Genomic DNA, 12918 nt, shown 5'->3' with positions numbered 1-12918 from the left:
ATTACTTCCATCAACATCTAGGAGCTCCTGCATACGTGAAACCTACGTTCACCCTACCAATAAAAAAATCCGAACGATTCATCGTTCGGATCTTCCTTCAGCTAAAATAATTTTGTCTCAGCCTTCGTTTTTATACTTGTTGAATCAGTAAGGATGAAAAATACTTTCTAGCATCCGCCGTCAATATATGAAGCGTTTCTTGTTCGGTTTGATTCTTTTCGATGCGTTCAAACGTCACAAACGCCCCGCTTAGATTCTCTGTTACAGCCGTTATTTTAAATCCTTTTTGCAGCAAAAAATCAATCTTTTCCCGCTCTGCCATATATTCATGGTAACTTGACATTCCCCTGCCTCCAATCTATTTTGGCATCTGTTTTTATAACGTTAATTTTTCAGCTTCGTTAGCCGTGTTTAACTCATTAAACTTTGCTCTTTTTGTATACTGTCCATAGCCTTTTTGACCGACAAACTGCTTATCTTTTACGACAAATTCTCCTCGGCAAAGCACTGAAACCGGCTCACCTGTAACTTTCATTCCCTCAAATGCGCTATAATCAACTGCCATATGATGCGTTTTAGCTGAAATCGCACGTTCAACAGAAGGGTCAAATATAAGCAGATCCGCGTCTGCACCAACTGCTATCGTTCCTTTTTTCGGATACAGTCCGAACAGCTTCGCGATTTTTGTTGACGTTATATCCACAAACTGATTGATATTAATTCGGTTTTTCACTACTCCTTCTGAAAATAAAAGGCTCATGCGATCCTCGATAATAGGTCCTCCGTTTGGAATCTTTGTAAAATCTCCTTTTCCTAGATCTTTTTGACCGTTAAAATCAAACGAGCACTGATCTGATCCAATCGTTTGCAAGTCGCCATTACGCAGGGCATTCCACAAAACATCTTGGTTCCATTTTTCACGTAAAGGCGGCGACCATACGTATTTTGCTCCTTCAAAATCCGGTTTCTCTAAATAGGTTTGGTCAAGCGTCAAATACTGCGGACACGTTTCGCCCCAGATATTTACGCCTTTTTCCCTTGCTTCAGCAATCTTTTTAACTGCTTCAGCGCAAGATACGTGAACAACATAGAGCTGTGAGTCAGCAAGCTCGGTTAGCACTGCGGCTCTTCCCGTAGCTTCTCCTTCTATTTCCGGAGGACGAGTGAGTGCATGATAGATAGGATCAGTTTGTCCTTGCTCCAGCGCTTTTGCCGTTAAATACTCAATAACATCTCCATTTTCAGCATGTACCATCACAAGCGCCCCTAGTTTTTTAGCTTGCACTAGCGTTTGGTAAAGGGTAGCATCGTCTGCTTGAAAAACATTTTTATAGGCCATGAACACTTTAAAAGAAGTAATTCCTTCTTTTTCAATAATCGTAGGAAGCTCATTTAATACATCTTCCGTGATTTCTCCAATCATTAGATGAAAGCTGTAATCGATAGCCGCTTTTCCTTTTGATTTTTCATGCCATGTGCCGATCGCTTTTTGGAGCGGTTCGCCTTTATTGGTTAAGCAAAAATCAATAACAGTTGTCGTACCTCCAAAAGCTGCTGCTCTTGTACCTGTTTCAAAGTCGTCTTTTGTAACGGTCCCTCCAAACGGCATATCCAAATGAGTATGGGGATCGATGCCTCCTGGGAATACATAGTTGCCTTTTGCATCAATCACTTCGCATCCCTGTTCTTCAAAAGCTGAGCCAATTGCCGAAATCACTCCATTTTCAATTAAAATATCGGCTTTATACGTATCTGTTGCTGTGACTATGACACCATTTTTAACGATTTTCTTCATTTCTTCATCCCCTTTGTATTTATACGTCCAATCGCTGTGCAGCCGTCGCTTGTAAAGCAGCTTGGCGTTCATTCCACGTCATTGGCGGTTGTTCATTTGGTAATTCAACCATAGATATAGCTCCGTCCACAGGACATACAATCGAACATAAATTACAGCCTACACAATCTTCTTCTCGTACTTTTAAATAAGGTTTCCCTGAAGGATCTTTCAACATATCAATACATTGGTGAGAAGTATCTTCACAAGAAATATGACACTTATTGCAGTTAATACACGTATCAGGGTCGATGCGAGCCACTACTTTATAATTGAGATCTAAGTTGCCCCAGTCGGAATATTTTGAAACGGCTTTCCCTACAATATCGCTTACTTTTTCGATTCCTCTTTCATCCAAGTAATAGTTGAGACCTTGAATCATATCCTCTACAATGCGGAATCCGTGATGCATAGCAGCTGTACATACTTGCACACCTGTAGCACCCATGAGCATAAATTCCACTGCTTCTTGCCAGTTCGAAACGCCCCCCATACCAGATATTGGAACGTTAATAAACGGACTTCTTGCACATTCAGCAACCATGTTTAATGCAATCGGCTTAACAGCCGGGCCGCAATAGCCTCCGTGAGCGCCTTTTCCCGCTACGTGTGGAATTGTATTCCATGAATGAATGTCTACTCCTGCTAAACTATTAATGGTGTTAATCATACTAACAGCGTCAGCACCGCCTCGAACCGCTGCTTCTGCTGTAACGGTGATATCTGTGATATTTGGGGTTAATTTAACAATGACCGGTGTTTGAGCAACTTCTTTAGCCCAATACGTTTGTTTTTCAACTAAATCAGGGACTTGCCCAGAGGCAGCACCCATCCCTCGTTCTGCCATTCCATGCGGACAGCCAAAGTTCAGCTCTAGTCCATCCACTCCTACGTCTTCTACTTTTTTGACAATCTCATGCCATTTTTCTTGCTGAGGCTCTACCATAAGAGAGGCAATAATTGCGTGGTTAGGAAACTTCTTTTTCGTTTCATAGATTTCCTTCAAATTAACTTCAAGCGGACGATCGGTGATTAACTCAATATTGTTAAAGCCGGCTACGCGCTGACCGTTGAAGCCAACGGCAGCAAATCGAGAGGAAACATTTAAAATCGGATCACCAAGCGTTTTCCAAACTGCGCCTCCCCATCCTGCTTCAAATGCACGCTGCACTTGATAACCTGAATTGGTTGGCGGTGCGGATGCCAGCCAAAACGGATTTGGTGATTGAATACCTGCTAAATTTGTTGTTAAATCTGCCATAGATTTCTCCTCCTCCTGATTTTAAGCTGTTTCCATTGTTTCTTTTGTTAACTGCATATGAATATTTAACGCCGTTTGTTTTCCTTGCTGAGCAGCGGTCACGACCATCGCTTCTCCTTGTCCTTTACCAAAAATGACATCTCCACAAGCAAATACTTTTGGATTTGATGTTTGGAACGTCTCTTGATTGATTAAGACAACTCCGTCTTCATGATGCAGCTGGAATTGTTGAATCAAAGACAGGTACCGTTCTTGACCAATTGCTTTAACAACAGCATCGACTGGAATCGTAAACGTTGAACCTTCAACAGGAACAGGCTTTCTGCGGCCGTCTGCATCTGGATCTGTTAACGTCATTTTTACGCATTCAATCCCGCTCACCTTACCATTTTCATCTCCAATAATTCGTATAGGCGCCGTTAACCAGCGGAATTCAACACCATCTTGTTTCGCAAATTCAAATTCAAAATCATAGGCCGTCATTTCTTCTCGTGTACGACGGTATAAAATTTGAACATTTTCAGCTCCCAAGCGCACGGAACACGTAGCACCATCAATCGCAGTATTTCCCGCTCCAATGACGGCTACACGCTTACCCACAAATTCTGTTGATAGGGCTTCTGACTTCGTTTTTTTCACAAAATCAATCGCATCATACACACCGTCTAGCTCTTCACCTTCAACATGTAGAGAAGGCACCTTGCTCATACCAATAGCTAATACAACCGCGTCATATGACTGCAGCAATTCGCTTGGAAGAACATCTTCTCCGATTCTTACGTTTGTTTTAATTTTTACATCCAAGCTTTTTACTTGTTCAACTTCCCAAAATGAAATCGCTTGAGGAAGACGAAACGACACGATTCCATATGTATTTAACCCTCCTGCTTGTTTTTCCGCTTCAAAAATGGTTACGTCATACCCAAATCGCGCCAGTTCTCTTGCTGCAGAGAGACCCGCCGGACCTCCACCAACAATTGCTACCTTTTTGCCGTTTGCTCTTCCTTTCTCAAACAGCACCTGTTCATTTTGAATAGCCCAATCCGTTGCGTAGCGCTGCAAATCTCCAATCATAATTGGTTTGGTTGAGTGGTTAAGCACACACGCTCCTTCACATAGTTCATCGGTTGGACAAACTCTCGAACAGCTTGCTCCTACGGGATTAGAAGACATAATCGTTTCGGCAGACCCCTTTAAATTGCCCGATGCAATTTTTTTAATAAACGTCGGGATGTCAATTCCTGTAGGGCATGCCTGAATACAGGGTGCATCATAACAGTACAAACATCGATTAGATTCTTCGACTGCTTCTCTATTTGACAACCCTTTTTCTACTTCATTAAAGTTTTGAATGATGGACTGCAAACTTTCCTGTGATTTCATTGCATCAACCTCCCAAGGATATCTGTTGATAAAACCAAAATTGAAAGCGCTTACATATTTTTTATATACGTTATTTTCAACTTCTACTTTGGTAAAATGTATTACTAACTTTATTGTACAAAACGACCGTCTTTTCTTCATTATACATTATGTTAAAAAATTCAGACTATTTACTATTCACTATGTAAAAAGCCTTGCTTTTATATAAAAGCAAGGCTACAACTATTATTTTGCTACTTCTTTAATAATCGACACTACTAGTTCAGATGTCTTCACCAGTTCTTCTACCGGAATTTTTTCATTGGTTGTATGAATGTCTTCATAACCAACTGCTAAATTTACTGTTGGGATATCAAACCCTGCGATTACATTTGCATCGCTTCCGCCTCCGCTTTGAAGCAGGCGTGAAGGACGATCGATATTAGCCACAGCTTTTTTAGCAACTTCGACAACATGATCTCCATCGCCAAATTTAAAGCCTGGATACATCACTTTAATATCAACTTCTGCACGTCCGCCCATTTCTTGTGCAGCTGTTTCAAACGCTTCTTTCATTTTCGCTACTTGTGCTTCCATTTTTTCTGGAATTAATGAACGAGCTTCTGCTAAAATATCAACGCGGTCACACACGATATTCGTTTGCGTTCCACCTTCAAAACGTCCAATATTCGCTGTAGTCTCTTCATCAATACGTCCAAGCGGCATTTTAGAAATGGCTCTTGAAGCAATCGTAATAGCAGAAACGCCTCGTTCAGGAGCTACACCTGCATGAGCTGTTTTTCCATAAATTGTTGCATTTACTTTTGCTTGCGTCGGCGCAGCAACAATAATGTCTCCCACTTTGCCATCGCTATCTAAAGCATAGCCGAATTTTGCCGTTACGAGACTAGAATCAAGAGCTTTAGCGCCCACTAAGCCAGATTCTTCTCCTACTGTAATAATAAATTCAATTTTGCCGTGCGCGATGTTTTCTTCTTTTAATACGGTAATGGCTTCTAGCATTGCTGCTAAGCCTGCTTTATCATCCGCTCCAAGAATTGTCGTGCCGTCACTTTTAATATAGCCATCTTCAATAGACGGTTTAATACCGTTTCCAGGTACGACTGTATCCATATGAGAAGTAAAGTAGATTGTGTCTACTCCTTCTTTTGTAGCTGGCAGTGTGCAGATTAAGTTGTTGGCTCCGTGTCCGGTTTTTTCTTTGGCATCATCTTCTACTACTTCGACGCCTAATGCAGTAAATTTTTCTTTTAGTACAACAGCAATTTTTTCTTCATGCTTTGTTTCTGAGTCTACTTGTACTAATTCAATAAATAAATCAACGATTCGTTGTTCATTAATCATAATATGTAATCCCTCCAAAAATAACCTACAATGGTATGTTACCATGTTTTTTTGCTGGACGCTCTTCCTTTTTATTGTGCAACATTTCAAGCGCTTGTATTAATTTTATTCGTGTTTCCCGAGGATCAATCACATCATCCACCATTCCAGCGCTTGCTGCTACGTAAGGATTAGCAAATTTCTCGCGATACTGTTCAATTTTTTCATGTCTTGTTTCATCTGGGTTTTCACTGCCTCGAATGTCGTTTGCAAAGATAATATTTGCAGCACCTTGAGGACCCATAACAGCAATTTCTGCATTCGGCCACGAATACACAAGGTCGGCTCCAATCGATTTACTATTTAAAGCTACATACGCACCTCCGTACGCCTTTCGCAAGATCACCGTGATTTTCGGAACGGTAGCTTCGGAGTATGCATATAAAATTTTAGCACCATGTCGTATAATTCCGCCATGTTCCTGCTTGATACCTGGGAAAAAACCTGTAACATCTTCAAATGTAATAAGTGGGATATTAAATGAATCGCAAAACCGAATAAACCTTGCTGCTTTATCTGAGGAGTTAATATCTAAACTGCCTGCCATTACTTTAGGCTGGTTACACACAAGTCCGACAACTTTTCCATCTATGCGGGCAAAACCAATGACAATATTTCTGGCAAAGTCTTTTTGCACTTCAAAAAAGGAGTGCTCGTCCACTACTTGGTGAATGACTTGACGCACATCGTAAGGACGCACGGCATCAAACGGGACAACGTCTAATAAATCCGGACGGTAATGATCACTCTGTGCCTCTGAAGCTAAAGGAGGCTGCTCTTGACTAGACTGCGGAAGATAGCTTAAGAGCGTTCGTACTTGTTCTAGTACCTCTTGTTCTGTTGAACCTCTGAAATGGGCGTTACCGCTAATTTCGTTATGAACAGCTGCTCCTCCAAGATTTTCAGAGGAAATGCTTTCCCCCGTTACGGTTTCAATTACTTTTGGTCCGGTAATGAACATTTGACTTGTTTCTTCTACCATAAAAACAAAGTCCGTAATCGCCGGTGAGTACACGGCTCCGCCTGCACAAGGACCCATAATAACAGATATTTGAGGCATAACACCTGAATAAATGGCGTTTCGATAAAAAATATGACCGTATCCATCAAGAGACATGACGCCCTCTTGAATACGAGCCCCGCCTGAGTCATTTAAACCAATAAACGGCACGCCTGTTTTAGCCGCTAAATCCATTACGTGCGCAATTTTTTTAGCATGCATCTCACCTAACGCGCCTCCAAATACCGTAAAATCTTGCGAAAACAAATAGACTGAGCGACCGTTTATCTTGCCGTAGCCTGTTACTACCCCGTCTCCTGGTCCTACTTGATTATTCATACTGAAGTCAGCACACCGATGCTCAATAAACGGATTTAACTCGACAAATGTATGTTCATCCAAAAGAATTTCGATTCGTTCACGTGCCGTTAGCTTCCCTTTATGGTGCTGTTTTTCAATTTTTTCGTCTCCACCGCCTAACTCGATTTTCCGGCGCTTATCGTACAATTCATTTAATTTATCATAAATGTCAACCATGCTTCTTCTCCTCCTCTAGTGTTTTTTCACAGAGCTCATAAAGAACACCGTTTGCTGACTTAGGATGCAAAAAAGCAATGGATGCTTCCCCTGCGCCTTTTCGCGGAACATCGTCAATCATTTGTACACCTTTTTCTTTTAACTCGTTAATCCGTTCTTCAATCGTACGTACACCTAAAGCAACATGGTGAAGACCTTCACCTCTCTTTTTGATGAACGCACCGACTGCACTGTCTTCAAAGAGCGGCTCTAATAATTCAATTTTTACGTTGCCGCACTGAATAAAAGCCACTTTTACTCCTTGTTCTTCTACTTTTTCTACTTTTAATAGAGACAGTCCTAATACCTTTTCGTAAAAAGGGAGGCTGCCTTCAATTGATTTTACAGCTACTCCTATGTGATCAATTCCTTTTATCACTTTCTCACCTCTTTAAAAAAGCGTTTTCATTTACACATATTCTTGAAAACAAAAGAAATCTCCTGCTCGCGTATGTACAGAAAGTTGCTTGTCTAAGCAGCGGAAGACATGTAAAATAAGAAAAAAACGTGTAGGAGGACTTTGGTTGTATGTCTAATAAGAAAATCCAAAAAACCATTGTGTTTTTAATGCTTCTTGTCATGTTAATATCTACGCTTCTAGCGGGACTTGCGATGTGGTTTTAATCGAGACTGATGACTAAAAACATAGATGCACTGCTGTTTCTTTGTGCAATGCAAACATATAAAAAAGACTGGTGACTAGTCACCAGTCTTTTGCTGTATATTCACAATGCCTTTTTGAGCGGCTAACTCTTCAAAAGATTGATCTGTAGATACAATCCATACTTTTGTACCTAACGGGACTTGATCGTATAAATGGCTTACTTCACGATTTTCTACGCGAATACAGCCATTCGATACATATTTACCGATGGAATCCGGCTGATTTGTACCGTGAATGCCATAAATACGTCCGTCAGTCTCTCTTGCATCAAACCCAATCCACCTTACACCTAGAGGATTTTGAGGAGCGCCTCCTTCAATGTTACTTCTCCGATAATAAGGATTAACAGCTTTTACTGTTACCGTGAACTCCCCTTCGGGCGTCAGATTAACTGTTTTCCCCGTTGCTACTTTAATAATTTGTTTAATTTCTTTATTTTGAATGTAAGCAAGCTCATTGCTTTGTTTATTAATAATAATATAAGGATCATTTGGCAACGGATTTTCTCCTAATGGCCAAACCGGAGATAGTAGTAAAAGGATAAAAGCAAACACATGCACGTAATCCACCACCTTACGTTAGTCCTAAGTAAAAGACAAGAGAGACATCTCTTGTCTTATTTAGTGTTCGTAAGCAAGATACACAACATGCATGCTGTTTAACTTATTTTTAAGGTTTGTTTAATAACCAAATATTGTTCAATTTCTTTGACTACGTGCAGTAAATCGGCACGCGCTTCAAACTCTTCCCGCGTTTTGGGAAGCGGCATCTCTGCAAACGCTTCTCGTAAATGCTGAAGTTTGGCTAAAAATAATTTTGCTGTATTACCGGGGTGGATGGATAGACTTAATTCTTCAATGAAATCGGCAATCATGTAGCGCTGTTCTACCACCAAATCAATAGCGGTAATGAGAGGAAGCGTACGCTCAATAATTTCAAGCTGTTTTTCACGAATTTTAAAATAGCGGTAATAATAATTTTCCCCACGTACAAAATGATTTTCTACATCACGAAACGCAAGGCTTTTTGCTTTTTCTAAAATTTTTACCGTATCTGCAATTTCCTTACCGTCCCAGCTGCTGTCATTGGTTCTGAGATACAGGGCAACTTCCTTTAACATCGATCGGAAATTTTCTTCAATTTCTTGCTGATACGTGCGAAGCTCTTGATCTAAACTTGGCATATATAAATTCACAAGCAGGGCAACCCCTATCCCAATTACAATTAAGCCAAGTTCATTAAAGACGATTCCCCACGTCATATTGCCTTTGGAGTAAATATGAAGCAAAATAACGGAGCTTGTAACAATGCCTGCATTAACTTTGAATATAACCGTAACCGGAATAAACAAAAGCAGCATCAGTCCTATAACAAGTGGATGATAAGCAATCCCTTCAAAGAATATAAACGAAAACAGAATGGATAAAGAACAAGCAATAAAACGATCGCTTGCGCTTCGCAGCGATTTTTTCTTTGAATTTTGAATGCACAAAATGGTGATAATTCCAGCTGATACAAAAAACTCGAGGTGAAAGAACTGAGCTATAATAATAGCCAGTGATGTACCGACGGCTGTTTTAATTGTCCGGTACCCAATTTTAAATTTCATTTTCTAGACTCCTACATGTTGGTTTCTTTTTAGTGTGATAAAATACTCTATTCTTTATTAACACGAATAGAAAAATAACACAACCTTAAATCTTGCTGTACTTTATAAATTTCAATAAAAAAAGTGCAGAAAAGATCGTACTCTTCCTGCACTTTTTTTATTATAAAATCTTTTCTAAGAAATCTTTAGCACGCTTGCTTTTAGGGGCTGAGAAAAATTCGGCCGGAGGCGCATCTTCAACAAGCACACCGCCGTCTAAAAACAGCACACGATCCGCTACTTCTCGTGCAAATCCCATTTCATGCGTTACAATGACCATCGTCATTCCTGTTTCTGTTAGCGACTTCATTACATCTAGCACTTCTTTTACCATCTCTGGATCCAATGCTGATGTTGGTTCGTCAAACAGCATTACTTTCGGCTCCATTGCCAATGCTCTTGCAATAGCTACACGCTGCTTTTGACCGCCCGATAAGCGACTTGGAAACTCGTTGGCTTTTTGAGCAAGTCCAACTTTTTGGAGTAATTCTTTGCCTTTAGCAACAGCCGTTTCTCTTGACACGCCTTTTACCGTCATCGGAGCATACGTCAAATTTTCAAGCACTGTCATATGTGGAAACAAGTGAAAATGCTGAAATACCATTCCTACATTTTCACGCACACGCATAATGTTTGTTTTTTTATCTGTAATCACTTGACCGTTAATGGAAACTAATCCGCTCGTCGGTTCTTCAAGCAGGTTCATACAGCGTAAAAAAGTAGATTTACCAGAACCAGAAGGGCCAATAACAGCTACGACTTCTTTTTCCTTAATCGTAGTTGAAATACCTTTTAAAACGTCATTCTTACCAAATGATTTGTGTAAATTTTCAACGTTAATCACCTTTTCTCATTCTCCTCTCGACTGCTTTACCAAGGAGCGTTAAGCCCATTACCATTACATAATAAATCAACCCTGCAAAAATTAACGGTTCAAGGTAGGCGAATTTTTCTCCACCTACAATGTAAGCACGTCGCATAATGTCGAGTGCTCCAATAACTGTAACGATAGCTGATTCCTTTGTTAATGTAATGAACTCATTCATCAAAGCAGGTAAAATATTTTTAAGTGCCTGTGGCAAAATAATTTGTCCCATCATGCGGCGATAAGGAATTCCTAACGCTAATGCCGCTTCACGCTGTCCTTTATCAACAGCTAAAATACCAGCGCGAATAATTTCAGATATATATGCTGCAGAGTTTAGCCCGAACGCAGCAACGGCCGCTGGAAACGGGGCAATATCAAACCCGAGCAGCTGAGGTAATCCAAAGTATATTAATAATAATTGCAGTACAAGCGGTGTTCCGCGAAACACGGACGTATATGCATCCGCAAACCATTGAAGAGGTTTATTGCGGCTGATTTTACATAAAGATAAAATAACTCCCAGCACAAACCCTAAAATTGCTGAAGCTAGGACTATCTGTATCGTTACCCCTATCCCTTTTAAAATATAAGGCATAGAAGGCACGATTTGCGAAAAATCCAAATTCATGCCTAGTTCCATTCCTCTCTAACTATCATTCTTATTTTTGGTCGTCAAACCACTTAACGATTAATTTATCCAATTCACCGTTTTCTTTCATTTTCTTTAATTCACGGTTAAAGTCATTCGTTAGCTTGCTGTCTTTAGGAAATGCGATTGCTGATCCTTTACTTGAATCGGGACGTCCTGTATCAGACATTTGCAAGCTTTTGTCTTTGTTCACATACCCTTTAGCTACTGTATCTTCAATAATCGCTGCATCGATACGATTTGATTTCATTTCTTGAATTAGTTCTGGAATACGGTCACGCGTTGTTACATTTACTCCGTCAACTTCTTTTGCAATTTCTTTTGCTTCGTCTGCTTGAATAGAAGAAGTTTGTACACCGACTGTTTTTCCTTTTAGTTCTTCTGCGTTTTTAATTGGCGCATCTTTCTTCGATACAATCATGTTTTTTGCTTCATAGTATACGTCTGAGAAGTCCACGTTCTTTTTACGCTTTTCAGTTGGCGTCATACCGGCTAAAACTAAATCGACTTTGTTAGATTGTAAAGCTGGAATTAATCCGCCAAATTCCATATCCTTTACCTGCACGTCATAGCCTAACTTTTTACCGATTGTTTTTGCTAAATCTACGTCAAATCCGATTGCTTCACTATCACCTTTTGCCGTATCAATATATTCAAATGGTGGGTAATCTGCTGATGTTCCCATTACAAGTACTTTTTTATCTTTGTCGTCGCTGCTTGCTCCGCCATTAGACGTTCCTTCTCCTGCTCCGCATGCAGCTAAAACGCCTGCTGTTAAGAGACCAATTGCCGTTACCGATAACCACTTTTTCAATTTCATCTTCGTTCCCCCTAGTTTATTCCTTACATTATTTTTTAAAAATTAATAATATTATGAAATAAGTTTTTTACTATTGCAAGTAAATGTCGAAATTTAAATATATATTCATATAAATGTATTTTAACACAACATTATAAATATGCAATATCTTTTTTAAATATAAGTTTCACTATTTGAAAATACCTTTTCTCAACATTTTCCACTCATTAGAAAGCCTGCATACAGACGGATAAAAAAATGCATAAAAAAAGAAGCCGTTCAAAACGGCTTCTCTCTTACACTTCTTCACAGTTCTGTTCGAACGCTTCTTGCAGCTTCATCACAACTGACATTGGCTCATGGCCTTCAATTTCGTGACGCTCTACCATTGTGATAATTTTTCCGTCTTTTAATAAAGCGAAAGATGGAGATGAAGGCGGATAACCTTCAAAGTATTCGCGTGCACGCGCAGTTGCTTCTTTATCTTGCCCAGCAAATACTGTAACCAAGTTTGTTGGACGTTTATCATAATGTACAGCGTGCGCTGCAGCAGGTCTTGCAATACCTCCTGCACAACCGCAAACTGAATTCACCATTACAAGCGTTGTGCCAGGCTGTTTAAACGTTTCATCTACCGCTTCAGCCGTCGTTAATTCTGTATAACCAGCAGCTGTAATTTCTTTACGGGCCTGACGAACAACGTCGTTCATAAACAAGTTAAAATCGATATTCATTTTCATACCTCCCTTTTGCTATCTATCCTTTATCATAGCAAACGAAAACTAAAAAGGCGATTGCTTTGACTCATTTTTTCTTGGTAATCAAGATTAAACAAGAAAAGAAATGGTGATAC

General features: G+C 39.9%; 14 protein-coding genes. 1 reads left to right on the top strand and 13 read right to left on the bottom strand.

Annotated elements, in window-relative coordinates; genetic code table 11:
* Positions 1-130: 130 nt before the first annotated feature.
* The 7 genes from ACWATA_RS02500 to mce form a co-directional block, all read right to left on the bottom strand.
* A complete protein-coding gene (locus ACWATA_RS02500; protein ID WP_028411568.1) occupies positions 131-343 on the bottom strand; it encodes a hypothetical protein in 213 nt (70 codons plus the stop codon).
* Positions 344-376: 33 nt separating this feature from the next.
* Positions 377-1795 carry a dihydropyrimidinase gene (hydA, locus tag ACWATA_RS02495; protein WP_033579723.1) on the bottom strand — a complete coding sequence of 473 codons (1419 nt, stop codon included), beginning with the start codon at positions 1793-1795 and terminating at the stop codon, positions 377-379.
* Between the two features lie 19 nt (positions 1796-1814).
* A complete protein-coding gene (preA, locus tag ACWATA_RS02490; protein ID WP_028411570.1) occupies positions 1815-3095 on the bottom strand; it encodes an NAD-dependent dihydropyrimidine dehydrogenase subunit PreA in 1281 nt (426 codons plus the stop codon).
* A 21-nt stretch (positions 3096-3116) separates the two neighbouring features.
* Positions 3117-4478 carry an NAD(P)-dependent oxidoreductase gene (locus tag ACWATA_RS02485; RefSeq protein WP_028411571.1) on the bottom strand — a complete coding sequence of 454 codons (1362 nt, stop codon included), beginning with the start codon at positions 4476-4478 and terminating at the stop codon, positions 3117-3119.
* 225 nt (positions 4479-4703) lie between these two features.
* Positions 4704-5822: a tripeptidase T gene (locus ACWATA_RS02480; protein WP_013084962.1), complete on the bottom strand. Its 1119-nt coding sequence runs from the start codon at positions 5820-5822 to the stop codon at positions 4704-4706.
* A gap of 25 nt (positions 5823-5847) precedes the next feature.
* Positions 5848-7398 (bottom strand): acyl-CoA carboxylase subunit beta, encoded by a 1551-nt coding sequence (locus tag ACWATA_RS02475; RefSeq protein WP_033579719.1) that lies wholly within the window; start codon positions 7396-7398, stop codon positions 5848-5850.
* Positions 7391-7816 carry a methylmalonyl-CoA epimerase gene (mce, locus tag ACWATA_RS02470; RefSeq protein ID WP_080754463.1) on the bottom strand — a complete coding sequence of 142 codons (426 nt, stop codon included), beginning with the start codon at positions 7814-7816 and terminating at the stop codon, positions 7391-7393. Before mce ends, ACWATA_RS02475 begins: the two co-directional genes overlap by 8 nt.
* Before the next feature lie 149 nt (positions 7817-7965).
* Here mce and prli42 point away from each other — a divergent pair, with 149 nt between their 5' ends.
* A complete protein-coding gene (gene prli42, locus ACWATA_RS02465; protein WP_149917156.1) occupies positions 7966-8061 on the top strand; it encodes a stressosome-associated protein Prli42 in 96 nt (31 codons plus the stop codon).
* A 75-nt stretch (positions 8062-8136) separates the two neighbouring features.
* Here prli42 and ACWATA_RS02460 read toward each other — a convergent pair whose 3' ends face one another.
* The 6 genes from ACWATA_RS02460 to ACWATA_RS02435 all read right to left on the bottom strand — a co-directional run bounded on the left by ACWATA_RS02460 (position 8137) and on the right by ACWATA_RS02435 (position 12799).
* Positions 8137-8661: a L,D-transpeptidase gene (locus ACWATA_RS02460; protein ID WP_014458269.1), complete on the bottom strand. Its 525-nt coding sequence runs from the start codon at positions 8659-8661 to the stop codon at positions 8137-8139.
* A 98-nt stretch (positions 8662-8759) separates the two neighbouring features.
* A complete protein-coding gene (locus ACWATA_RS02455) occupies positions 8760-9710 on the bottom strand; it encodes an aromatic acid exporter family protein (protein ID WP_473049562.1) in 951 nt (316 codons plus the stop codon).
* Between the two features lie 160 nt (positions 9711-9870).
* Positions 9871-10593 (bottom strand): amino acid ABC transporter ATP-binding protein, encoded by a 723-nt coding sequence (locus tag ACWATA_RS02450; protein ID WP_028411574.1) that lies wholly within the window; start codon positions 10591-10593, stop codon positions 9871-9873.
* Positions 10586-11245 (bottom strand): amino acid ABC transporter permease, encoded by a 660-nt coding sequence (locus ACWATA_RS02445; RefSeq protein ID WP_013059114.1) that lies wholly within the window; start codon positions 11243-11245, stop codon positions 10586-10588. The genes ACWATA_RS02450 and ACWATA_RS02445 overlap by 8 nt, the downstream gene beginning before the upstream one ends.
* Positions 11246-11276: 31 nt before the next feature.
* On the bottom strand, positions 11277-12080 hold the full coding sequence (locus ACWATA_RS02440) for a transporter substrate-binding domain-containing protein (protein WP_026106695.1): 804 nt from the start codon (positions 12078-12080) through the stop codon (positions 11277-11279).
* A gap of 281 nt (positions 12081-12361) precedes the next feature.
* The gene (locus ACWATA_RS02435) at positions 12362-12799 is read right to left on the bottom strand and encodes a BrxA/BrxB family bacilliredoxin (RefSeq protein WP_028411575.1); all 438 of its coding nucleotides are present in this window, start codon (positions 12797-12799) and stop codon (positions 12362-12364) included.
* Between the last annotated feature and the right edge of the window lie 119 nt (positions 12800-12918).

It is taken from the genome of Priestia sp. USM5 (assembly GCF_058323215.1).
This window is presented reverse-complemented; position numbering and strand designations above follow the sequence as displayed.

Coding starts and splice junctions, on each gene's coding strand:
- ACWATA_RS02445 (WP_013059114.1), bottom strand. CDS start 11,245: ATGAATTTGGATTTTTCGCAAATCGTGCCTTCTATGCCTTATATTTTA.
- ACWATA_RS02455 (WP_473049562.1), bottom strand. CDS start 9,710: ATGAAATTTAAAATTGGGTACCGGACAATTAAAACAGCCGTCGGTACA.
- ACWATA_RS02480 (WP_013084962.1), bottom strand. CDS start 5,822: ATGATTAATGAACAACGAATCGTTGATTTATTTATTGAATTAGTACAA.
- ACWATA_RS02500 (WP_028411568.1), bottom strand. CDS start 343: ATGTCAAGTTACCATGAATATATGGCAGAGCGGGAAAAGATTGATTTT.
- ACWATA_RS02485 (WP_028411571.1), bottom strand. CDS start 4,478: ATGAAATCACAGGAAAGTTTGCAGTCCATCATTCAAAACTTTAATGAA.
- hydA (WP_033579723.1), bottom strand. CDS start 1,795: ATGAAGAAAATCGTTAAAAATGGTGTCATAGTCACAGCAACAGATACG.
- prli42 (WP_149917156.1), top strand. CDS start 7,966: ATGTCTAATAAGAAAATCCAAAAAACCATTGTGTTTTTAATGCTTCTT.
- preA (WP_028411570.1), bottom strand. CDS start 3,095: ATGGCAGATTTAACAACAAATTTAGCAGGTATTCAATCACCAAATCCG.
- ACWATA_RS02475 (WP_033579719.1), bottom strand. CDS start 7,398: ATGGTTGACATTTATGATAAATTAAATGAATTGTACGATAAGCGCCGG.
- ACWATA_RS02435 (WP_028411575.1), bottom strand. CDS start 12,799: ATGAATATCGATTTTAACTTGTTTATGAACGACGTTGTTCGTCAGGCC.